The following is a 22,977-nucleotide window of genomic DNA, read 5'->3' as shown; positions in this document are numbered from 1 at the left end:
ATTACATCTAAATCGACGATGCCTTTTTCACGAGCGGGCTTTCACCATGCACAGACGTCACTTGCTCAACTGGATTCTGGCCAGCGCGGCCTTCGCTTTACCCTTTGCTGTTTCGGCCACGCAGATTCGCAACGCACGGCTCTGGCGTTCGGATGACAAGTTGCGATTGGTGTTCGATCTGAGCGGGCCGGTGCAATTCAAGACGTTTTCCCTGAGTGCGCCCGAGCGATTGATCATTGATTTGAGTGGCGCGAACCTAAGCGGCGATTTCAGTCAGTTGGCATTGAACAACACGGTGATCCGCTCGATTCGCTCAGGGCATTACGGGCATGGCGACACGCGAATCGTGCTCGACCTCAGCGAGCAGGTGCAGCACAACAGCTTTCTGCTGCCGCCACAGGACGGGCAGGGTCATCGGCTGGTGCTCGATCTGAAAACCGCTGCGCCGCTGCAAATCGCGGCTGCGCCAATGCGTGAGCCGATCATCGACAAGGCCCACCCCAAACGCGACATCATCGTAGTGGTCGACCCCGGCCACGGCGGCAAAGACCCAGGCGCGGTCGGCGCCAAAGGTGAGCGGGAAAAAGACGTGGTGCTGTCGATCTCGCAGTTGCTGGCCAAACGACTGAAGCGAGAGAAGGGCTTCGACGTGAAGCTGGTGCGCAACGACGACTTCTTCGTTCCGCTACGCAAACGCGTGGAGATCGCCCGCAAGCACAACGCTGATATGTTCATCTCGGTGCATGCCGATGCCGCGCCACGGCTCACCGCGTCCGGTGCGTCGGTGTACTGCCTGTCCGAAGGCGGCGCGACCTCGGCCACGGCCAGGTTCATGGCGCAGCGCGAGAACGGCGCGGACCTGTTGGGCGCCACCAGCCTGCTCAATCTCAAGGACAAGGACCCGATGCTCGCCGGGGTGATTCTCGACATGTCGATGAACGCGACCATCGCCGCCAGCCTGCAACTGGGCAGCACCGTGCTCGGCAGCTTGGCGGGCATCACCACGCTGCATCAGAAGCGCGTGGAGCAGGCCGGTTTTGCGGTGCTCAAGTCGCCAGACGTGCCGTCGATCCTGGTGGAAACCGGCTTCATTTCCAACGCCCGCGACAGTCAGCGGCTGGTCACGGCGCGGCATCAGCAGGCTGTCGCTGACGGTTTGTTCGAAGGTTTGCAGCGCTATTTCCAGAAGAATCCGCCGATGAACAGCTACCTCGCCTGGCAGCAGGAGCAGAAAAAAGCGCAGGTCTAGCAGCCAGTCATTCGGCTACAGGTGAACTTGCCGCTACTACCTCCGGAGCTGGAAAACCGATTAATGGTGGTCCAGCCAACGCGACGGCTGTAGCCGACCCAGGCTTCGCCGTCGGAGGCGAGGCCGGTGAAAAACGTCAGTTGCCCGTAGCGGCTGCTGGTCTGCGCCCAATAGCGTTTTCCAGCCACCTCAAAGCCCCGCAGATAGATCGTGCTGCCGACGGTGTTGACGCTGTAGGCGTTACCGTCGGGGTCGACACACGCGAGCAGATTGGCGCTGCGGGTGCAGGTGGCCAGGCTCGGGATCTGTCCCCAGGCATCGGCGGCAATCACTAGCGAAAGGCTCAGCAGCGTGCACTTCAGGACGTTTCCCATGGCATTTCTCAAGGAGCGAACGGGTTCAAGCATCGTGCCCTTTGTCGTGGCGGACAAGAGGGGATGGCTTGTTTGTGTTGTTATACTATAACATTAAAAACACGCCCACCCTTGTGACCCACTCATGACTGAACAAGAACTCCTGGCTCAACCCGCCGCGGATTATATGAAGGACGCCCAGCAAGGTTTCTTCCGCGACCTGTTACTGGCTCAACGCAGCGAGCTACAAACGCGCATTGCCGGTGAGTTCGACCTTTTGCGCGAGCAGGAACCCAACAGCGATCCCGCCGACATCGGTAGCGCCGAAGAACAACGTCAATGGCAACTGCGCCTGCTGGAGCGGGAAAAGAAGCTGCTGGACAAGATCGATGAAGCCCTCGAACACCTGGCTCGCGGCGAATACGGCTGGTGTCGTGAAACCGGCGAGCCGATCGGCCTCAAGCGTTTGCTACTGCGGCCCACCGCCACCCTGAGTATCGAAGCCAAAGAACGTGAAGAGCTGCGCGAACGCCATCAACGGGCGCTTTGACCGGCCACAACCTGTGAGGAATACCTGATGCCCCATCGTCTTCCCGTGACCGTCCTGTCGGGCTTTCTCGGCGCCGGCAAGAGTACGTTGCTCAATTACGTACTACGTAATCGCGATAATTTACGCGTCGCCGTCATCGTCAACGACATGAGCGAGATCAACATCGACGGCAGCGAAGTCCAGCGCGATGTCAGCCTGAACCGCGCCGAAGAAAAACTCGTGGAAATGAGCAACGGCTGCATTTGCTGCACTTTGCGGGAAGATTTACTGGAAGAGGTCAGCAAACTCGCCAAGGACGGTCGTTTCGATTACCTGCTGATCGAATCCACCGGCATTTCCGAGCCGCTGCCCGTGGCGGAAACCTTCACCTTCCGCGATGAAGAAGGCCAGAGCCTGGCCGACATCGCGCGGCTCGACACCATGGTCACCGTGGTCGACGGCATGAACTTCCTGCTCGACTACCAGGCCGCCGAAAGCCTCGCGTCCCGTGGTGAAACCCTGGGCGAGGAGGACGAACGCTCAATCACTGATTTGCTGATCGAGCAGATCGAATTTGCTGACGTAATCCTCATCAGCAAGATCGACTTGATCAGCAGCAGCGAGCGCCAGGAATTGATCGCGATCCTCGAACGGCTCAATTCACAGGCGGAAATCATCCCGATGGTCATGGGCGAAATCCCGCTGGAAAAGATCCTCAACACCGGCCGCTTCGACTTCGAAAAAGCCGCCCAGGCGCCAGGCTGGTTGCAGGAATTGCGCGGCGAGCACGTGCCGGAAACCGAAGAATATGGCATCGCCTCGACGGCTTATCGGGCACGCCGGCCGTTTCATCCCCAGCGTTTTTTCAGTTTCATCGACCGACCCTGGGTGAACGGCAAACTGCTGCGTTCCAAGGGCTTTTTCTGGCTGGCCAGCAAGCACATGGATGCCGGTAGCTGGTCCCAGGCTGGCGGTTTGATGCGCCACGGGTTCGCCGGGCGCTGGTGGCGTTTCGTGCCGAAAACCCAATGGCCTCAGGACGAAGAAAGCACCGCCGGGATCATGGAAAACTGGACGGCGACCACGGGTGATTGCCGCCAGGAACTGGTGTTCATCGGCCAGAACATCGACTTCGCGCAGCTTACCGTCGAACTCGATAGCTGCCTGCTGACGGACGATGAAATGGCCCAAGGGATCGAGAGCTGGCGCCTGTTGCCCGACCCGTTTGGCCCTTGGCACGAAGAGGCGGCCTGATGCTGGCCCTGACTCGGCCAACTCGCCAGCATCACGGCGCCAGCCCGAACGTCCTGACAAAAATCCTCCATGACGACACCAATCTCGCCGTCTGGCAGCGCCAACTGCCGCTCCACATCGCCGATTTCGCCAGTTTGCTACTGTCCCTGAACGAACCGCTGGCCGATTCACTGTCTATGGAGTTGCTCACCGAAGACACCGAACCCATCCTGCGTGGACTGGCCTCAGGCTTCAGCGACCTCGAAGGTTACGAAGGCTTCATCGCCGACGTCTCCTGGCTGGTCAGCGCCTTCGCCTGTTTGCTCGGCGCCAGGCGCGTCGGCCTGCGCTTGCGAGTGCTCGACAAAGCCATGTGCCCACGCTTCCACGTCGATCACGTGCCGGTTCGACTGATCACCACCTATGCCGGCGTCGGTAGCCAGTGGCTGAAAGAAGGGGCGATGGATCGTCAGAAACTGGGCAGACCCGAGGCCGAACCCCAGTCGCAGATCCAGCAAGTCAACAGCGGCGACGTGGCGCTACTCAAAGGTGAGAAGTGGCACGGCAACGAAGGCTTCGGCCTGATCCACCGTTCGCCACAACCGGCGCCGGGCGAGCGTCGGTTAATCCTGACACTCGACTGGCTGAGCTAGGGGTTGAGCCAGTTTCCCTGGCTCTGAGCCTCGCAAAACGGCTTCAAATACGCCGCATCGGTGGCCACGCCGTAATAGTGAATATCCTGGCGGTAGGGCATATTGGCGACTTGGGCATTGCTGCACACGCCGAAGGCGCCAGTGGGGCATTGGTCGACGTATTGCACATCGACTTTCTGCCCCGGAAGGTTCGGCTGGCAGAAACCGTCAGCGAAGAGTTTTTCCGGGATGTTGCGGTTTTGCTGACAGACTTTCACGTCGAGCCGTTCCGCCGTGCTGTGAACCACACACGCCTGGGCCAGCGCCTCGCCCGACGTCAGCGCCAGCAGCAACGACAATCCCATCAACCGCATCCTCTACCTCCTCAGAAAACTTCGACCATGTTGCAGAACATCCCCACTCACGTCATTGCCGGTCCGTTGGGTTCCGGCAAGACCAGCCTGATCAAGCACCTGCTGGCACAGCGGCCGGCGAATGAGCGCTGGGCGGTATTGATCAACGAGTTCGGCCAGATCGGCCTCGACGCCGCGCTGTTGACCCAGGACGCCGATGGTATCGCACTGGGCGAAGTGGCCGGGGGCTGTTTGTGTTGCGTCAATGGTGCGCCGTTCCAGGTCGGTCTCGGGCGGTTGCTGCGCAAGGCGCGGCCGGATCGGCTGTTTATCGAACCCTCCGGGCTGGGGCATCCGGCGCAGTTGCTGCGGCAGTTGAACGAGGCGCCGTGGCAGGGCGTGCTGGCGGTTCAGCCATGTGTGCTAGTGCTGGATGCCCAGGCACTCGCGGCCGGAAAACCGCTGCCGACGGCGCAACAGGAGGCGTTGAACAGCGCGGGTTTGTTGCTGCTGAACAAGTCAGAAGACCTTGATGACGCTGATCGTCAGCGAATTGCCGCGCAGCTGCCAACGCGGCCGATTTACTGGACACAGCAGGCGGTCTTGCCATTGCGCGAATTGCCGGGGCTAGGGAGTCAGGCTGTCGCGGGTGTGGATAACTTCATCGTCCCCAAGGGGTTGGCGCAGATGCCCGCTATCTGGACCGATCCCGCGTTTCCCATTTGCTTGAGCCAGGAACAGGAGGGTGGCTGGAGCATTGGTTGGCGTTGGCATCCAAGTCAGACGTTCGATGCAGTGCGAGTGGCCCAATGGCTTGAACGCCTTGCCTGGCGGCGGGCGAAACTGGTTATCCACAGCGTCGAAGGCTGGGTTTCGGCGAATGCGGTGGATAACTCGGTGTTGGATTGGCAAGCGAGTGAATGGCGGCAGGATTCGCGGATTGAGCTGATCTTCAGTGAGCCGCAGGATGTCGATGCGTTGCAAAGAGCATTAGTCGACTGCCGGTCGAGTTAAAAAATAAAAAGATCGCAGCCTTCGGCAACCCCTCCATTTGGAATGCAATCCCTGTAGGAGCTGCCGAAGGCTGCGATCTTTTGCTTTTAATTCAAGGACGCCACTTAGTGTGTTCCTGCCGCCACTGGCTCATCTCAATCACTTCACCACGAGGTTTAACCACCTCAACCACCGGCGGCGTGTCGTCGAACGGCATCGGATAGGGCGCCAGTTCAATCTGCGCGCTGTGCGCACCGAATTGGGTAATGGTCCCGGTATGACGGGTTTCGCCGGTCACGGTGAATTCGAAGTTATACACACGCGCCAAACGCCGACGACCATTGGCATCTTTGATAAAACCAATTTTTTTCAGCGCCACGTTGCCGTCGAGCAACTCGATTTCGAGTTTGGCGCAATGCTGCTTGACCCGTTCCAGCGCGCGCTCGCGCAAACCGTGGTTATGCCACAGCCACGCGCCGCCGGTGGCCAGCAGCATCAGCACGAAGATATTTCCGAGGGTCAGCATCAACAAAGTGCTCCAACAAGATAGTGCCAGCTTAACTGTGTCGCCGGTCTGTCGTACAGGCTGTGTTTAGTCGCATACTGCGCGGCTCGAATTTCAATCGTTTTACGGAAACTCACCGCATGAAACGTACGCCCCATCTGCTCGCCATCCAGTCCCACGTGGTGTTCGGTCACGCTGGCAACAGCGCCGCGGTTTTCCCGATGCAGCGGGTCGGGGTGAATGTCTGGCCGCTCAACACCGTGCAGTTCTCCAACCACACACAATATGGGCAATGGGCGGGCGAAATATTGCCGCCTCATCAAATCCCCGAGCTGGTGGAAGGGATCGCGGCGATTGGCGAGCTGGGCAACTGCGATGCGGTGCTGTCGGGCTACCTCGGCAGTGCCGCCCAAGGCCGGGCGATCCTCACGGGCGTGGCGCGGATCAAGTCGGTCAACCCCAAGGCGCTGTATCTGTGCGACCCGGTGATGGGCCACCCGGAGAAGGGTTGCAGCGTGCCGGCCGAGGTCAGCGACTTCCTGCTGGAGGAAGCCGCCGCTGTAGCGGACTTTATGTGCCCCAATCAGCTGGAGCTGGACAGCTTCTCGGGGCGCAAGCCGCAGTCGCTGTTCGATTGCCTGGCCATGGCGCGAGCGCTGTTGGGACGTGGTCCGAAGGCTGTGCTGGTCAAGCATTTGGACTATCCCGGCAAACCTGAAGAGGTTTTCGAGATGCTGCTCGTGACCGCCGAGGGAAGTTGGCATTTGCGTCGGCCGTTGTTGGCATTCCCGCGTCAGCCGGTGGGTGTGGGTGACCTGACGTCCGGGTTGTTCCTGGCTCGCGTGCTGTTGGGCGACAGCCTGGTGGCGGCGTTCGAGTTCACCGCTGCCGCGGTGCATGAAGTGCTGCTGGAAACCCAGGCGTGCGCCAGCTATGAGCTGGAGCTGGTACGGGCGCAGGACCGGATCGCGCATCCGCGGGTGCGGTTCGAAGCAACCCCGATCAGCCTTTAAAAGCTTCGCTCCTACAGGTCCGAGTCGTTCGCATCGTGCGCGTTCGGTTCAGATCCGTAGGAGCAAGGCTTGCCCGCGATGGCGATCTAAAGAGCGAATGCCTCAGGCGTCGTCTTTGATTTCCTGATACCGCTTTTCCAGTTCCTGACGAATCTGCCGACGCTGCTGGGCCTGCATGAAGCGGCGCTTGTCCTCGCTGTTCTGCGGTTGCAGCGGTGGGACGGCGGCCGGTTTGCGCTGGTCATCCACCGCGACCATGGTGAAGAAGCAGCTGTTGGTGTGGCGCACGGAGCGTTCGCGAATGTTTTCGGTCACCACCTTGATGCCCACCTCCATGGAGGTATTGCCGGTGTAGTTGACCGATGCCAGGAAGGTCACCAGCTCGCCGACATGAATCGGCTCGCGGAAAATCACCTGATCCACCGACAAGGTCACCACGTAGCGACCGGCATAACGGCTGGCGCAGGCGTAGGCCACTTCGTCGAGGTATTTGAGCAGGGTGCCGCCGTGGACATTGCCAGAGAAGTTGGCCATGTCGGGGGTCATCAATACCGTCATCGACAGTTGGGCGTTTCCGGGTTCCATAGCGTTCTCACGGGTCAAGGCAGGATTTCGGGAGCGCACCTCTGCGGGTGCGTGGTCGGCTTTTCAAAACCAACAGTTATCGGGACGCCGGGCAAGGGGCTGCCGTCACGCGCGGATCGATCTGTTTCCATATATTGCACCGCCTTTCTGCCGGAAGTCGCGGTGTTACGCTCCGGGAAGTCGATTTCAAGGAGCCCCATACCATGCATGCCATCAGTTTCATCCAGGATTTGGCAGTGATCATGTTGGTCGCGGGTGTGGTGACCGTGCTCTTTCATCGATTCAAACAACCGGTGGTCCTCGGCTATATCGTCGCCGGTTTCATCATCGGCCCGCACACACCGCCGTTCGGCCTGATCCACGACGAAGAGACCATCAAGACCCTCGCCGAACTCGGGGTGATTTTCCTGATGTTCTGCCTGGGCCTGGAGTTCAGCCTGCGCAAGCTGTTCAAGGTCGGGGCCACGGCGTTTATCGCGGCGTTCCTGGAAATCGTGCTGATGATCTGGATCGGCTACGAAATTGGCCGCTGGTTCGACTGGAACACCATGGACTCGCTGTTCCTTGGGGCGATCCTGGCGATTTCCTCGACCACCATCATCGTCAAGGCCCTCAACGACCTGAAGATGAAGAACGAGCGTTTCGCCCAGTTGATCTTCGGTGTGCTGATCGTCGAAGACATCCTCGGTATCGGCATCATCGCCTTGCTGTCGAGCATCGCGGTCAGCGGCACCGTCAGCTCTGGCGAAGTGTTTTCCACGGTGGGCAAGCTCTCGCTGTTCATGATCGTCGCGCTGGTCATCGGCATTCTGCTGGTGCCGCGGCTGTTGGCCTACGTGGCCAAATTCGAAAGCAACGAGATGCTGTTGATCACCGTGCTGGGCTTGTGTTTCGGCTTTTGCCTGCTGGTGGTCAAACTTGAATACAGCATGGTCCTCGGCGCCTTCCTGATTGGCGCGATCATGGCTGAGTCCCGGCAGTTGCTGAAAATCGAGCGTTTGATCGAGCCGGTTCGGGACCTGTTCAGCGCGATCTTCTTCGTTGCCATCGGGCTGATGCTTGATCCGCTGATCCTGCTGCAATACGCCTGGCCGATTGCAGTGATTACCGTGGCGGTGGTGTTGGGCAAGATGTTGTCCTGCGGCCTCGGCGCCTTTATCGCCGGCAATGACGGACGCACCTCACTGCGGGTCGGGATGGGTCTTTCACAGATTGGTGAATTCTCCTTCATCATCGCCGCGTTGGGCATGACCTTGCAGGTCACCAGCAATTTCCTCTATCCGGTGGCCGTCGCTGTGTCGGTGATCACCACGCTGCTGACGCCTTACCTGATCCGCGCAGCCGATCCACTGTCGATTAAGCTGGCGGCGGTCATGCCGGGGCGCCTGAGCCGCGTGCTGGGGATGTATGGCGAATGGCTGCGCAGCATTCAGCCGCAAGGCGAGGGCGCGCTGCTGGCGTCGATGATTCGGCGGATTCTGTTGCAGGTTGGGGTCAATCTGGCGTTGGTGATCGCGATTTTCTTTTCGGGCGCGTTTTTCGCCGAGCGCATGTCCACTTATCTGCAAGCGTGGATCAGCGAACCGAGTTGGCAGAAAGCGTTGATCTGGGGTGGGGCGTTGCTGTTGTCGTTGCCGTTCCTGATCGCCGCCTATCGCAAGCTCAAGGCCTTGTCGATGCTGTTGGCGGAGATGGGTGTGAAACCGGAAATGGCCGGCCGCCACACACAGCGAGTGCACCGGGTGATCGCCGAAGTGATCCCGATCCTCTCGCTGCTGGTGATTTTCCTGCTGCTGGCAGCCTTGTCGGCCAGTATTCTGCCGACCAACAAGTTGCTGGTGCTGATCGCCGTGGTCACGGCCGCCGTGGCGGCGTTGCTCTGGCGCTGGTTCATCCGCGTGCACACGCGCATGCAGGTGGCCTTGCTGGAAACCCTGGACAACCACAAGGATGCGTCCGGGCATTGAGTTCAGGCCTGTAGCAGCTGGCGCGGCCTGCGTCCGGCTGCGAAGCCGTCGTAAACCCGGATGACACGGTTAACCTGAAACACCTCATTGCCCGATTTTGCGGCTGCTTCGCAGCCGAACGCAGCCTTCGGCAGCTGCTACACGGGTAAGTTGGGTTTGATCAGCTTTCCAGCCAGACGTCCCGCGCCCAGTGCCATACCGATTCCCAGGTTTCTTCGGCAATCAGTTCTTCTTCGGCTTGCCACAGCACCACGGTGCCGTCTTCTTCGACCAGATAGTAGTCATCACCGTCCTGGCAGATCGGGATCATGCTGCGATCAACACCCGCGTCCCAAGCGTTGGCGGCAACGTCCGGCAGGTAGGTGTGGGATTGCGGGTCGGTCACGGTGACCGGCTCCAGGCTGCCGTAGACCACGTCGCTGACGGTCAGCAAAAATTCTCTAAAGACAAACGGGATGTCGATGAACAGCTGTTCTTCGATTTCCACGATCTGATCTTCGTCGGGCAACTCCAAGGGGACCGGTACCGGTTCGTTGGCTTCACGCAGTTGTTCGATGATTTCTTCCACGTCCGGGATCCTCTTGCTTGATGGCGCGGTTTAGTTGGGGCGGTTTATACAGTAGCTCGCTATAGATGCAACCGCGAAATAGAAAACCCCGGCCGAGGCCGGGGCTTTTTATAGGGATAACATTGCGACAGGCTTAACGCGCGTCGGTTCAGCCGTTCTGGCGGATACCGGCGACCAGCCAAGGCTGGTTCTCGCCCTGTGCACGTTCCATGTTCCAGCTTTCGCTGAACACTTCGCCCTGGTCGAAACGCGAGGTCTTCGACACACCGCTGAAGGTCAGGGTGGCGATGGTCTTGTCCGCACGATCATCCACACCGTCCAGTTGGACATTGAGGTTATCAATGTAGGTCGACTGGAAACCGTCGCCCAGATCGGCACGTTCGCGCTTGAGGAACTCCAGCATTTGCGGGGTCACGAACTCGGCGATCTTGTCCATTTCGTTGGCGTCCCAGTGCTGCTGCAGCGACTGGAAGTGACTGCGGGCCGCTTCGATGAAGTTCTGTTCATTGAACCAGGCGGGAGCGTTGATCACTGGACGAGCGGCAGGTGCTGCCGAGCCACCGAAGATCGAACCGCCGGCCGGCTTGTTCTCGAACGTTTCGCGATGCATCGGCGCGCCAGCCGGAGCCAGGTGCTCCTGTTGCTTGCGGCGACGGGCGGCGATGAAACGGAAGATCAGGAAGGCGATGACGGCCATGATCAGGATGTCGAAGATCTGCATGCCCTGGAAGCCGCCGCCCATGAACATGGAGGCCAGCAGGCCGCCGGCAGCGATACCGGCCAGAGGACCGAGCCAGCGCGAAGCACCGCCGGCCTTGGCAGCGGCGCCAGCGGCACCGGCAGCACCCGCGGTAGCAGCAGCGCCGCCCGCGGCAGAAGAAGGCGCCATTTGACTGGTCTGGTGGGTCGGCGCAGCGCCGACACTTTTGCCGCCGCCAAAGCGTTTGGCATTGGCGTCGAGGCTCATCGTCAGGCCGATGCACAGCGCCATGGCGATGCTAAGAAAACGTTTCATAAGGGGAATTCCCATTTGTGGATTGCACGCGGGCCATGTTGCACAGCTGAAGTGTCACTGGCTAGCGGCAGAGTGTTTCGGGCTTTTGCCTGACAGGTTGCGTTCAGCTTCAGTCAGCGCAATAGGGCCTTTTACCTTTCGTCCGTAGGACAAGTAGATAAGCGTTGTAGGAAGGAAACCTAGCGTCGCAGTGCCAGCAGGACCACGCCGGCCGTGATCAACCCGATTCCGCCCCATTGGCGCAGGTCGAGTCTTTCGCCCAGCAGAAACACCCCGAGCACCGCGACCAGTACCACGCTGAGTTTGTCGACGGGGGCGACCAGCGAGGCCGGGCCGAGTTTCAGCGCGCGGAAGTAACAGATCCATGAGGCACCAGTCGCCAGCCCTGACAGCAGCAGGAACAGATAGCTCCTGGCAGAGATCGATCCTAATGACTGATATTGGCCCGTGGCGTACAAAATCAAGGCCAGGCTGACGAGCACCACCATCGTGCGCAGGAGGGTGGCGAAGTCGGAATTGACGTTTTCGATGCCGATCTTTGCAAAGATGGCGGTCATCGCCGCGAATGCCGCCGACAACAGGGCCCAGAATGTCCAGGAGGAAAAGAAGCCTGAGCCCATGAGCGTTCCTCCATTGATCGTTCCCACGCTCTGCGTGGTAACGCCGCCATGGACGCTCTGCGTCCGCTGTGACGCGGAGCGTCACGGGATGCATTCCCACGCAGAGCGTGGGAATGATCTGGCCGTACTAAATCGCTTCCAGCTTCGCGTAACCCAGCATCAACCACTTGCTGCCTTCACCAAAGTTCACCTGCACCCGAGCCTGCGCTCCGGCGCCTTCGAAGTTGAGGATCACGCCGTCGCCAAACACCGAATGCCGCACAGCCTGCCCCAGGCTGAAACCGGTGTCCGGGATCTCGCTGCCACCAAACAGGCTGCTGGAACTCTGCTGCTGGCCGCCGCCGAACGGACGGCTGACGCTGTTGGACAACCGCACTTCCTGGATCAGGCCTTTCGGCACTTCCCGTACGAAACGCGACACCTTGTTGTAGGTTTCGCTGCCGTACAGGCGTCGGGTTTCAGCATAGGTCATCACCAGGTTCTGCATCGCTCGGGTGATGCCGACGTAGGCCAGGCGGCGCTCCTCTTCAAGACGACCGGGTTCTTCCAGGCTCATCTTGTGCGGGAACAGGCCTTCTTCCATGCCCACCAGGAACACGTAAGGGAATTCCAGGCCCTTGGCGCTGTGCAGGGTCATCAGCTGAATGCTGTCTTCATGCTCGTCGGCCTGGGTGTCGCCGGCTTCCAGCGACGCATGGCCGAGGAACGCGGACAGCGGCGTCAGGTCTTCGTCTTCTTCAGCGTTTTCGAAGTTGCGCGCGGCGCTGACCAGTTCCTCAAGGTTTTCTACCCGAGCCTGGCCCTTCTCGCCTTTTTCCGCTTCGTGATAGGCAATCAGCCCCGACTGCTCAATGACAGTCTGGGTCATCAGGTGCAGCGGCATCTCCATGCACTTGGCCGCGAGGTTCTCGATCAGCTCGATAAACGCCCCAAGCGCGCCGGCAGCACGACCGGTCAGGCCTTTATTGGCGACCAGCAGGCGCATGGCTTCCCACATCGACACATCGCTGTGACGGGCGTGGTCGCGGATCGCTTCGACGGTTTTCTCGCCGATGCCGCGAGCCGGAACGTTGATCACTCGTTCCAGCGCCGCATCGTTGCCACGGCCTTCGAGCAAGCGCAGGTAGGCCATGGCGTTCTTGATTTCCGCCCGCTCGAAGAAGCGCTGGCCGCCATAGATGCGGTACGGAATGCGCTCGCGCAGCAAGGCTTCTTCCAAAACGCGTGATTGGGCGTTTGAGCGGTACAAAATCGCGATATCGCTGCGAGCCAAACCGGTTTTCAGCGCGCTTTCGATGGTTTCCACCACGTAGCGTGCTTCATCGTGCTCATTGAACGCGGCGTACAGGTTGATGGCTTCGCCTTCGCCGCCATCGGTCCACAGCTCTTTGCCCATGCGCCCGGTGTTGTTGGCGATCAGGGCGTTGGCAGCCTTGAGGATGCCGGCCGTGGAGCGGTAGTTCTGTTCCAGGCGAATGGTTTCAGCGTCCGGGAAGTCGTCGGAGTACTGATAGATGTTCTCGATTTTCGCCCCGCGCCAGCCGTAGATCGACTGGTCGTCGTCGCCGACCACCATGAGGCTATCGCCGCCCTTGGCCAGAAGCCGCAACCAAGCGTACTGCACGGCGTTGGTGTCCTGGAACTCGTCCACCAGAATGTGTCGGAAGCGCTTTTGGTAGTGCGCCAGCAAACCTGGATTGTCGCGCCACAGGTCGAGGGCGCGCAGCAGCAGTTCGGAGAAGTCGATGACGCCGGCGCGCAGGCACGCGGCCTCGTAGGCTTCATAAATGCTGCGCATGGTGGCCAGGAACAGGTCGCCGCTGGCTTGAATATGTTGCGGGCGCAGACCTTCGTCTTTCTGCCCGTTGATGAACCACTGGGCCTGACGGGCCGGCCAGCGTTGCTCGTCCAGGCCCTGCTCGCGGATCACCCGCTTGACCAGCCGTTGCTGGTCGTCGCTGTCGAGAATCTGGAAGGTCTGGCTCAGCTTGGCTTCCTGCCAGTGCGCCCGCAGCAAGCGGTGCGCCAGGCCGTGGAAGGTGCCGACCCACATGCCGGCCGGGTTCAGCCCCATCAACTGCTCGATGCGATGACGCATCTCGGCAGCGGCCTTGTTGGTGAAGGTCACCGACAGGATGGAGTGGGGCGAGGCGTTTTCGACCTGGATCAACCAGGCGATACGGTGCACCAGCACTCGGGTTTTACCGGAGCCAGCACCGGCCAGGACCAACTGACGACCCACGGAGGCAGCTACGGCCTGGCGTTGGGCATCGTTGAGGGAGTTCAGCAAAAGGGAGAGATCATCGCGCATCGGGGCATTCTAGGGGGCGGCGCCACACCGGGCAAACATCGCTTTGAATTAGCCGATGAAAGATCGACGGAGGACGACCGGTCGGTCACTGGCTGCAAGCGGCGGCGGGGCTTGCTCGGGCGCTTTTCCAGCGACATCGGTGGTCGATACTTTGGTCTACTTTGTGATCTGGAGCAGTTTGGTCCCGGCGCTTGCTTGTGTATGCTCCGTGCACAATTCGGGCTCAACACGCTCATTATAAGAACAAGAATATTGCCTATGACCCTCAGTTCCGACCTGTCGGGCCCCTCTGTAGAGCCCCGGGTTATCCGCAAGCAGTACGCCATGGAAATGGCGGTCGAACGCACGCGCCTGCTGTACCAGGGCTCGCTGTTGCCGACGCTGTTCATGCTGATCAATGGTCTGGTCTGCGCCGGTTTGCTCTGGAGCCCGCAACGATACTTCCTGGTCAGCGTCTGGCTGGTCTGGTTGTTGTCACTGGTGGCGCTGCGGGTGATTCAAGTGGCGGCCTTCGATTCGGCGATCCCCAACCGCCAGGCCCATCCGATCTGGATTCGCATGTTTTTACTGGGCTCGGCCATGACCGGCCTGACCCTCGCCGGCGCCGGCATCGCCCTGGTGCCCGTCGACACCTTCATCCAGCAAGCCTGGGTCTTCGGCCTGATCGGCGCTGCAGCACTCTCGGCCAGCGTGGCCTACGCCGTCAGCCTGCCGGCGTTTCTCTCCTTTACCTTGCCCTGTCTGTTGCCGGCCATCGGCTATATGTTCTGGGGCGGCGATGAACAGCAGCAGGGCTGGGGCTGGTTCGGCCTGATTCTGCTGGGCGCGTTGAGCGTGGTGGCCTGGCAGGTCAATCGGCTAATCGATCGCGGCTTACTGCGGCGCTTCCAGAATCAGGCGCTGATCGAGCATTTGCAGCTTGCTCAAGCCCAGGGCGACCAACTCAATCACGAACTGGCGAAGGAAATCGATCAGCGCCGCAGCGCCGAAGAAGAGTTGCGCGAAGCCCAGGTCGAACTGGAAAACCGTGTTGCCCAGCGTAGCCAGGAACTGGTCACCGCCACTCAAGCCTTGAGCAAGAGCGAAGCGCGCCTGGCCCTAGCGCTGAAGGCCAGTGAGCTGGGGCTGTGGGATTGGAACCTGCAAACCGACGAGGTCCATCACACGCAAATCCAGGAGCTGTTCGGCCTGGCGCCGGAATACGTGACGGCGATGCTCAGTCACCTCAGGCCGCGGCTGCACCCCGATGACGTGCCGCCCCTCAAACGAGCGCTGGTCGAGCATTTGAAGGGCCGTAGTGAGGATTACCAGATCGAATACCGTGTGCGCCATGGCGATGGCCATTGGGTCTGGATCGAAGACCGTGGCCGTGCGGTGGAGCGCAGCGAAAATGGCCGTGTGGTTCGTATGGTCGGCACCCGCCGCGACATCAGCGCCAGCAAAGGCGAGGAAGAACAGCGGCAATTGGCGGCGACGGTGTTCGAAGCGGCCAGCGAAGGCATTGTGATTTTCGATCCGAATTACGCGCTGATTGCGGTCAATCAAGCGTTCAGCCGCGTCACCGGCTACGACATCGAGGACATGCTCGGGCGCAACGTCGTCGAGTTGCCGTGCAGCCGTGATGCCCGTCGGCACTACACCGCGATTCACCAAGCCTTGGAGCAACATGGCAGTTGGCAAGGCGAACTGGTGGAAACCCGCAAAAACGGCGAGCTCTATCCGCAGTGGCTACAGTTGAACGCTGTGCGCGATAGTCGGGGGAAAGTCAGTCACATTGTCGGCTTCTTCGCCGATCTCTCTGCGCGTCGCGAATCCGAAGAGCGTATGCGCTACCTGACCCATTACGACGAACTCACCGGCCTGGCCAACCGTTCGCTGTTCCGCGAACGGCTGCGCGAGGCGCATCAGCGGGTGCGCCAGGGCGGTCGGCGCAGCCTGGCGTTGCTGCACATCAATCTGGATCGCTTCAAGTTGCTCAACGACAGCCTCGGCCATGAAATCGCCGACCAGCTATTGCAGAAAATGGCCCGGCGGCTGGTCAATGCGCTGCCGGAGGCGGACACCATCGCGCGGCTCTCCGGCGACGAGTTCGCGGTGTTGTTCGACGCCTACGGCAACCTGTCGAGCCTGGCGCGAGTGGCGACTCGCTTGTCGACCAAGCTGCGTTTGCCAGTGACGGTCGAAGGGCATGAACTGGTGGTCAGCGCGTCCATGGGCATCAGCATGTTGCCGGACAACGCGCGGGAAGTTTCTGCCTTGGTCAGTCAGTCGAATATGGCCATGCAGCACGCCAAACACTTGGGCGGTAACAACTTCCAGTTTTACACCGACAGCCTGCAAGCCAGCACCCTTGAGCGTTTGCAGCTTGAGAACCAACTGCGCAAAGCCATCGAAGAAAAGCAGTTGAAGGTGTTTTACCAGCCGAAACTCTGCCTCGCCACTGGCCGGCTGAACGCGGCCGAAGCCCTGGTGCGCTGGGATCATCCGACCATGGGTCGGGTGCCTCCCAGCGATTTCATTGGCCTGGCCGAGGAAACCGGGCTGATTGGCCCGATCGGCGAGTTCGTGCTGCGCCAGGCCTGCTGGCAAGCCTGCGAATGGCAGCGCCAGGGGCTTGAGCCGATACGGGTGTCGGTCAACCTGTCAGTGCATCAGTTGCGTCAGGGCAAACTGGTCAGCCTGGTACGGCAGGTGCTGGAGGAAACCGGTCTGGCGCCGCATTACCTGGAACTGGAGCTCACCGAAAGCCAGTTGCTGGACAGCGTCGAACACATCATCGCGACCTTCCAGCAGCTGCGTGATTTGGGCGTGAAGTTGGCGATCGACGATTTTGGCACTGGTTATTCGTCCCTGAGTTACCTCAAGCGCATCCCGGTGGATTACGTGAAGATTGATCAGGCGTTTATCCGTGGCTTGGGGGAGGGCGGTGAGGATGCGGCGATCACCCGGGCGATCATTGCCATGGCGCATGGCTTGTCATTGAAAGTCGTGGCTGAAGGCGTGGAGCGAGAAGAGCAGCTGGCGTTTTTGAACGGCGAGCGCTGCGATGAAGTGCAGGGCTATTTGATCAGTCGTCCGGTGGAAGCGGCTGATCTGGCTGAGCTGCTGCGAAAGGACGCAAATCCTTTGTAGCAGCTGCCGAAGGCTGCGTTCGGCTGCGAAGCAGCCGTGAATAGGCATTCTGCGGTTTAACAGGAAAATTCAGTATTCAGGTTTCACGACTGCTGCGCAGCCGAACGCAGGCTGCGCCAGCTGCTACAAGGACCAAAGGTGCTACATGGAGCGCACGACGCGTGGAATGGGGATATTGAGTTACGCATTGAGCAGGCAAAAAGCAGATTCATGTAGTATAACTACAAGCGTGCTACATCCCCGGCAACTGCCAATAACAAAGAGTCCACCCCTTTGAATCTGCTGCAACACATCGCCCAGTCCCGTCACCTGTTACGCAAGTCGGAGCTCAAGGTCGCCGACCACGTGCTGCTTGATCCTGCGGCGGTGATGCACAGTTCCATGGCTGACCTGGCCCACAGCGTGGGCATCAGCGAGCCGACCATCGTGCGCTTTTGCCGCGCTATCGGTTGCTCGGGTTTTCAGGATCTGAAGTTGAAGCTGGCGCAGAGTCTGGCGGCCGGTGCGAGCTTCGGGCAGTTCGCGATTCATGAAGACGATTCGGTCGCCGACTACAGCCTGAAAATCTTCGACACCACCCTGCACACGTTGATGGAGGTTCGCGAGAAGCTCGATCCGGTGGAGTTGCAGCGGGCGGTGTCGCTGATGTCTCAGGCGCAGCGGGTCGAGTTCTATGGCTTTGGCGCGTCGGGTGCAGTGGCGGCGGATGCCCAACACAAATTCTTCCGTTTGTTGCTGACTGCGGCGGCCTACTCCGACCCGCATATGCAGGCAATGTCGGCGGTGACGCTGAAACCGACCGACGTGGCGATCTGCATTTCCCAGTCCGGGCGCTCCAAGGATTTGTTGATCACCGCGAACCTGGTGCGCGAAAGCGGCGCCTCGCTGATCACCTTGTGCCCGAGCCAGACGCCGCTGGCCGAGCTGTCGACCGTCAATCTGGCGATCGATGTGCACGAAGACACCGAAATCTACACACCGCTGACCTCGCGCATCGCCCACCTGGTGGTGATCGACGTGTTGGCGATGGGCGTGGCCATGGCGCGCGGCCCGAGCCTGGTCAACCACCTCAAGAGCGTCAAGCGCAGCCTTCGCAGCTTGCGACTGTCGCCTAAATCGGTGAAAGCGCTGGACGACTAAGATCAAAGGATCGCAGCCTTCGGCAGCGCCTACAGGGGAATGTGAACACCCGTAGGAGCTGCCGAAGGCTGCGATCTTTGCTTTTTGGCTGTCTGCAGAGCCTGCCAATATTCACATTCCTGTAACCCACCCGCCGCCAAACCGTCATCCCCAGCGTTCATCGTGTAACTCCCGTAATCGCCTTGGGAGACTCGAAATGGCCCAGCCCTACGAAGAACGCAACAGCGCCCTCAAAACCCGTCGTCAGCAAGAAGACCAGCGCCGCATGGAATTTCGCCGTGCTATCGAAGATCGCTGCGAACGCCGCCAGCTTCTGGCCGAGATTGGTGATTTTCCTGACGAGCTGGAACTCAACTATTGGCAGGCAGCTCCCGCAGTTTCCCGTCGAAACGCCCAACCAGGGCGCTGATCTGCACCCGTTCGCTGCGGATAAACGCAAGGAACGCGTGCGCTACCGGTGACAGGCGTTTGGCCTTGGCCTGCACCAGACACCAGCTGCGATACAGCGGCAGCTCTTCGATTGGCAACTCGATCAATCCGCCGGTCGCCAACTCAAGGTTCAGGGCGTGGCGCGTCAACAGCGCGACGCCCAGACCCGCCAACACACATTCCCGCTGAGCTTCGGCTGATGCGACCTCCTGGGTCTGGTTGAAGTGCACGCGCTTCTCTTTGAAATACTCTTCGCAGGCCATTCGCGTCCCGGAGCCGGGCTCGCGCAACAACAGCGTGTAGGGCTCCAGATCCTGTAAGCGCAGCGGTCCCATGTGGCAAAGAGGATGGTCCGGCGGCGCTACCGCCACGATCGGATTGTTGAGAAACGGCAAAAACTCCAACCCCATGTCCTGCGGCACCATGGACATGATCACCAAATCATCGCGGTTGTCGGAGAGGCGCCGGATCACCTGCCCACGGTTGACCACCGTCAGTTGCAGGTTCACTTCCGGATGCTGGCGCTTGAACGCGGCAAACAGGTGCGGTACGAAATACTTGGCGCTGGATTCCACCGCCAGTTTCAGTTGGCCCTGCAACGATCCCTGCATGTCCGACAACTGCATATCGAGGTTTTCCAGGCGCCCGAAAATGTCTCGGCTGGCGCGTTGCAAGGCTTCGGCGGCCTCTGTCATGTAGAGTTTTTTGCCGACGTAATCGAACAACGGCTGACCGATCAGCTCCTCAAGTTGACGAATCTGTAGGCTCACGGCAGGTTGTGTGAGGGACATTTCCTCAGCTGCTCGGCTGTAGGACCTCAGATCGCAGACCTCATTGAAGATCTGTAATTGACGCAATGTCATACGCATCAATGACTTACGCATTTTATAGACGCTCTCACCGCAGGCTGGTGAGTCAACTATAAGTCTTTACTTATGCCTGACCCAATTATTAATCATTTTTGTTAATCCCTCATGGGGGCTAGTGTGGGGCTGCGACTAAATCGAAACATTTAGTCACGCGTCGACCTGGCCTAACAGGTCGTGGGTACCACCGGCTCAAGGGAACCTCCAAGTGATAACAAAGATCCTGATCGCCAACCGTGGTGAGATTGCCGTACGAATCGTGCGTGCCTGCGCCGAGATGGGCATTCGCTCGGTCGCGGTCTATTCCGATGCCGACCGGCACGCCTTGCATGTGAAGCGTGCGGACGAAGCCCACAGCATCGGTGCCGACCCACTGGCCGGTTACCTGAATGCGCGCAAGCTAGTGAATCTGGCGGTAGAAACCGGTTGCGATGCTTTGCACCCCGGCTACGGTTTCCTCTCGGAAAACGCTGAACTGGCCGATATCTGCGCAGAGCGCGGCATCAAGTTCATTGGCCCATCGGCTGAAGTCATTCGCCGCATGGGCGACAAGACTGAAGCCCGTCGCAGCATGATCAAGGCGGGCGTGCCGGTCACCCCAGGGACTGAAGGCAATGTCGCGGACATCGCCGAAGCCTTGGTTGAAGGCGACCGCATCGGTTATCCGGTAATGCTCAAGGCCACCTCCGGTGGTGGCGGTCGGGGTATCCGTCGCTGCGATAGCCGAGAAGATCTTGAACAAGCGTTCCCTCGGGTCATTTCTGAAGCGACCAAAGCTTTTGGTTCCGCGGAAGTGTTCCTGGAAAAATGCATCGTCAATCCAAAACACATCGAAGCGCAGATCCTCGGCGACAGCTTTGGCAACGTGGTGCACCTGTTCGAGCGTGACTGCTCGATCCAGCGCCGTAACCAGAAGCTGATCGAAATCGCCCCGAGCCCGCAACTGACCCCGGAACAGCGCGCCTATATCGGCGACCTGTCGGTGCGTGCGGCCAAGGCTGTGGGTTACGAGAACGCTGGCACCGTGGAGTTCCTGCTCGCCGAGGGCGAGGTGTACTTCATGGAGATGAACACTCGGGTGCAGGTGGAACACACCATCACCGAAGAAATCACCGGCATCGACATCGTCCGTGAGCAGATCCGCATCGCGTCCGGCCTGCCGCTTTCGGTGAAACAGGAAGACATCCAGCACCGCGGTTTCGCGTTGCAATTCAGGATCAACGCCGAAGACCCGAAAAACAACTTCCTGCCGAGCTTCGGCAAGATCACCCGTTACTACGCGCCCGGCGGCCCCGGCGTGCGCACCGACACGGCGATCTACACCGGCTACACCATTCCGCCGTTCTACGACTCCATGTGCCTGAAACTGGTGGTGTGGGCGTTGACGTGGGAAGAGGCGATGGACCGTGGCTTGCGCGCCCTCGACGACATGCGTCTGCAAGGGGTCAAAACCACCGCCGCGTACTACCAGGAAATCCTGCGTAACCCGGAATTCCGTAGCGGCCAGTTCAACACCAGCTTCGTTGAAGCCCACCCTGAACTGACCAACTACTCGATCAAGCGCAAACCCGAAGAGCTGGCCCTGGCCATCGCCGCCGCCATCGCCGCCCACGCAGGCCTGTGAGGAATACTCCAATGACTAAGAAAATCCACGTAACCGACACAATCCTGCGCGACGCCCACCAATCGCTGCTCGCCACCCGCATGCGCACCGAAGACATGCTGCCGATCTGCGACAAGCTCGACAAAGTCGGCTATTGGTCGCTGGAATGCTGGGGCGGCGCGACGTTCGACGCCTGCGTACGCTTCCTCAAAGAAGACCCGTGGGAGCGTCTGCGCCAACTGCGCGCGGCGCTGCCTAACACGCGTCTGCAAATGCTCCTGCGTGGCCAGAACCTGTTGGGCTACCGCCATTACAGTGACGATGTGGTCAAAGCCTTCGTCGCCAAGGCCGCGGTCAACGGCATCGACGTGTTTCGCATCTTCGACGCCATGAACGACGTGCGTAACCTGCGCGTCGCCATCGAAGCCGTAAAAGCCGCCGGCAAACATGCCCAGGGCACCATCGCCTACACCACCAGCCCGGTGCACACCATTGACGCTTTTGTGGCGCAAGCCAAGCAAATGGAAGCCATGGGTTGCGACTCGGTGGCAATCAAGGACATGGCTGGCCTGCTGACTCCGTACGCCACCGGCGAATTGGTCAAAGCATTGAAAACCGAGCAGTCGCTGCCGGTGTTCATTCACTCGCACGACACCGCTGGCATGGCCACCATGTGCCAACTCAAGGCCATCGAAAACGGCGCCGACCACATCGACACCGCGATCTCCAGCTTCGCCTCGGGCACAAGCCACCCAGGCACTGAATCGATGGTCGCGGCCCTTAAAGGTAGCGAGTTCGACACCGGTCTGAACCTGGAGCTGCTGCAAGAGATCGGTCTGTACTTCTACGCCGTGCGCAAGAAGTACCACCAGTTCGAAAGCGAGTTCACCGCCGTCGACACCCGCGTGCAAGTCAACCAAGTACCGGGCGGGATGATTTCCAACCTGGCCAACCAGCTGAAAGAGCAGGGCGCACTCAATCGCATGAGCGAAGTGCTGGCTGAAATCCCGCGGGTTCGTGAAGACCTCGGCTTCCCGCCGCTGGTGACCCCGACCTCGCAGATCGTTGGCACCCAAGCGTTCTTCAACGTGCTGGCTGGCGAGCGTTACAAAACCATCACCAACGAAGTGAAGCTCTACCTGCAAGGTGGCTACGGCAAGGCGCCGGGCACGGTGAACGAGAAACTGCGTCGTCAGGCCATTGGCAGCGAAGAGGTGATCGACGTTCGTCCGGCCGACCTGCTTAAGCCGGAAATGACCAAGCTGCGTGCCGAAATTGGTGCAGTGGCCAAGTCCGAAGAAGACGTGCTGACCTACGCCATGTTCCCGGACATCGGCCGCAAGTTCCTTGAAGAACGCAACGCCGGCACCCTGACACCTGAAGTGCTGTTGCCGATTCCTGAAGCCGGTGGCGTGACCTCGGCTGGTGGCGAAGGCGTGCCGACCGAGTTCGTCATCGACGTCCACGGTGAAACCTACCGCGTCGACATCACCGGTGTCGGCGTCAAGGCTGAAGGCAAGCGTCACTTCTACCTGTCCATCGATGGCATGCCGGAAGAAGTGGTGTTCGAACCGCTCAACGAATTCGTCAGCGGCGGCAGCAGCAAGCGCAAGCAAGCCACGGCACCGGGCCACGTCAGCACCACCATGCCAGGCAACATCGTCGATGTGCTGGTCAAGGAAGGCGACACGGTGAAAGCCGGGCAATCCGTGCTGATCACCGAAGCCATGAAGATGGAAACTGAAGTCCAGGCCGCCATCGCCGGCAAAGTCACTGCCATCCACGTGGCCAAGGGCGACCGGGTGAACCCGGGCGAAATCCTGATCGAGATCGAAGGCTGAGTTAACAGCCTCGATAGACCGCTTTAAACCTCGGGGGGGC

At 60.1% G+C, this 22,977-nt stretch carries 21 protein-coding genes; 12 read left to right on the top strand and 9 right to left on the bottom strand.

The window, feature by feature from the left end; all coding sequences use genetic code 11:
- The first annotated feature begins 46 nt into the window (after positions 1-46).
- On the top strand, positions 47-1,249 hold the full coding sequence (locus ACA071_RS31550) for an N-acetylmuramoyl-L-alanine amidase (RefSeq protein WP_497642557.1): 1,203 nt from the start codon (positions 47-49) through the stop codon (positions 1,247-1,249).
- Here the strand turns inward: ACA071_RS31550 and ACA071_RS31545 are convergent.
- Positions 1,246-1,623, bottom strand: a complete 378-nt coding sequence (locus tag ACA071_RS31545) for a glutamine synthetase (RefSeq protein ID WP_497642556.1) — start codon at positions 1,621-1,623, stop codon at positions 1,246-1,248. The two genes, ACA071_RS31550 and ACA071_RS31545, sit on opposite strands and share 4 nt — an antisense overlap.
- A gap of 124 nt (positions 1,624-1,747) precedes the next feature.
- On the opposite strand from ACA071_RS31545, the gene dksA reads away from it, so the two are divergent.
- Genes dksA through ACA071_RS31530 form a run of 3 tightly spaced genes read left to right on the top strand, consistent with a single transcriptional unit; the run spans position 1,748 to position 4,017 of the window.
- Positions 1,748-2,152, top strand: coding sequence for an RNA polymerase-binding protein DksA (gene dksA, locus ACA071_RS31540; protein WP_497642555.1), 405 nt, complete (start codon positions 1,748-1,750; stop codon positions 2,150-2,152).
- 27 nt (positions 2,153-2,179) lie between these two features.
- Complete coding sequence (gene zigA / locus ACA071_RS31535) at positions 2,180-3,385, top strand: zinc metallochaperone GTPase ZigA (protein ID WP_497642554.1); 1,206 nt, start codon at positions 2,180-2,182, stop codon at positions 3,383-3,385.
- The gene (locus tag ACA071_RS31530; RefSeq protein WP_497642553.1) at positions 3,385-4,017 is read left to right on the top strand and encodes a DUF1826 domain-containing protein; all 633 of its coding nucleotides are present in this window, start codon (positions 3,385-3,387) and stop codon (positions 4,015-4,017) included. Before zigA ends, ACA071_RS31530 begins: the two co-directional genes overlap by 1 nt.
- Here ACA071_RS31530 and ACA071_RS31525 read toward each other — a convergent pair.
- On the bottom strand, positions 4,014-4,370 hold the full coding sequence (locus ACA071_RS31525) for an NADH:ubiquinone oxidoreductase (protein WP_497642552.1): 357 nt from the start codon (positions 4,368-4,370) through the stop codon (positions 4,014-4,016). The genes ACA071_RS31530 and ACA071_RS31525 overlap by 4 nt on opposite strands.
- Positions 4,371-4,397: 27 nt before the next feature.
- Here ACA071_RS31525 and ACA071_RS31520 point away from each other — a divergent pair, with 27 nt between their 5' ends.
- Positions 4,398-5,363 carry a CobW family GTP-binding protein gene (locus tag ACA071_RS31520; RefSeq protein WP_497642551.1) on the top strand — a complete coding sequence of 322 codons (966 nt, stop codon included), beginning with the start codon at positions 4,398-4,400 and terminating at the stop codon, positions 5,361-5,363.
- Positions 5,364-5,454: 91 nt separating this feature from the next.
- On the opposite strand, the gene ACA071_RS31515 is transcribed toward ACA071_RS31520, so the two are convergent.
- On the bottom strand, positions 5,455-5,868 hold the full coding sequence (locus ACA071_RS31515) for a DUF3301 domain-containing protein (protein ID WP_092275874.1): 414 nt from the start codon (positions 5,866-5,868) through the stop codon (positions 5,455-5,457).
- 119 nt (positions 5,869-5,987) lie between these two features.
- On the opposite strand from ACA071_RS31515, the gene pdxY reads away from it, so the two are divergent.
- Positions 5,988-6,860, top strand: coding sequence for a pyridoxal kinase PdxY (gene pdxY, locus ACA071_RS31510; protein WP_497642550.1), 873 nt, complete (start codon positions 5,988-5,990; stop codon positions 6,858-6,860).
- Positions 6,861-6,962: 102 nt separating this feature from the next.
- On the opposite strand, the gene ACA071_RS31505 is transcribed toward pdxY, so the two are convergent.
- A complete protein-coding gene (locus ACA071_RS31505; protein ID WP_128874549.1) occupies positions 6,963-7,445 on the bottom strand; it encodes an acyl-CoA thioesterase in 483 nt (160 codons plus the stop codon).
- A 203-nt stretch (positions 7,446-7,648) separates the two neighbouring features.
- Between ACA071_RS31505 and ACA071_RS31500 the strand changes: the two genes are divergently transcribed.
- Positions 7,649-9,412 (top strand): cation:proton antiporter, encoded by a 1,764-nt coding sequence (locus ACA071_RS31500; RefSeq protein ID WP_497642549.1) that lies wholly within the window; start codon positions 7,649-7,651, stop codon positions 9,410-9,412.
- Between the two features lie 160 nt (positions 9,413-9,572).
- Here the strand turns inward: ACA071_RS31500 and ACA071_RS31495 are convergent, their stop codons facing one another.
- The 4 genes from ACA071_RS31495 to uvrD form a co-directional block, all read right to left on the bottom strand.
- A complete protein-coding gene (locus ACA071_RS31495; protein ID WP_007943369.1) occupies positions 9,573-9,980 on the bottom strand; it encodes an SMI1/KNR4 family protein in 408 nt (135 codons plus the stop codon).
- Positions 9,981-10,128: 148 nt separating this feature from the next.
- A complete protein-coding gene (locus ACA071_RS31490; RefSeq protein WP_497642548.1) occupies positions 10,129-10,995 on the bottom strand; it encodes a Tim44 domain-containing protein in 867 nt (288 codons plus the stop codon).
- 179 nt (positions 10,996-11,174) lie between these two features.
- A complete protein-coding gene (locus ACA071_RS31485; protein WP_497642547.1) occupies positions 11,175-11,615 on the bottom strand; it encodes an EamA family transporter in 441 nt (146 codons plus the stop codon).
- 127 nt (positions 11,616-11,742) lie between these two features.
- A complete protein-coding gene (gene uvrD / locus ACA071_RS31480) occupies positions 11,743-13,926 on the bottom strand; it encodes a DNA helicase II (protein ID WP_497642546.1) in 2,184 nt (727 codons plus the stop codon).
- Positions 13,927-14,184: 258 nt separating this feature from the next.
- Here uvrD and ACA071_RS31475 point away from each other — a divergent pair, with 258 nt between their 5' ends.
- From ACA071_RS31475 to ACA071_RS31465, 3 genes are all read left to right on the top strand, one after another.
- Complete coding sequence (locus ACA071_RS31475) at positions 14,185-17,058, top strand: EAL domain-containing protein (RefSeq protein ID WP_497642545.1); 2,874 nt, start codon at positions 14,185-14,187, stop codon at positions 17,056-17,058.
- 273 nt (positions 17,059-17,331) lie between these two features.
- Entirely contained in the window at positions 17,332-18,198 is an 867-nt protein-coding gene (hexR, locus tag ACA071_RS31470; RefSeq protein WP_008027445.1) for a transcriptional regulator HexR, read from the top strand.
- A gap of 196 nt (positions 18,199-18,394) precedes the next feature.
- Entirely contained in the window at positions 18,395-18,607 is a 213-nt protein-coding gene (locus ACA071_RS31465) for a PA3496 family putative envelope integrity protein (protein WP_497642544.1), read from the top strand.
- On the opposite strand, the gene ACA071_RS31460 is transcribed toward ACA071_RS31465, so the two are convergent.
- Positions 18,549-19,511 carry a LysR family transcriptional regulator gene (locus tag ACA071_RS31460; protein WP_497642543.1) on the bottom strand — a complete coding sequence of 321 codons (963 nt, stop codon included), beginning with the start codon at positions 19,509-19,511 and terminating at the stop codon, positions 18,549-18,551. The genes ACA071_RS31465 and ACA071_RS31460 overlap by 59 nt on opposite strands.
- 190 nt (positions 19,512-19,701) lie before the next feature.
- On the opposite strand from ACA071_RS31460, the gene ACA071_RS31455 reads away from it, so the two are divergent.
- Both ACA071_RS31455 and oadA read left to right on the top strand, forming a co-directional pair.
- Complete coding sequence (locus ACA071_RS31455; RefSeq protein ID WP_169372405.1) at positions 19,702-21,117, top strand: acetyl-CoA carboxylase biotin carboxylase subunit; 1,416 nt, start codon at positions 19,702-19,704, stop codon at positions 21,115-21,117.
- An 11-nt stretch (positions 21,118-21,128) separates the two neighbouring features.
- Positions 21,129-22,937: a sodium-extruding oxaloacetate decarboxylase subunit alpha gene (oadA, locus tag ACA071_RS31450; RefSeq protein ID WP_497642542.1), complete on the top strand. Its 1,809-nt coding sequence runs from the start codon at positions 21,129-21,131 to the stop codon at positions 22,935-22,937.
- Positions 22,938-22,977: the final 40 nt, after the last annotated feature.

It is taken from the genome of Pseudomonas sp. LBUM1646, assembly GCF_059716165.1.
The sequence above is the reverse complement of the archived record's forward strand: the minus strand, read 5'-3'. Positions and strand labels throughout refer to the sequence as shown.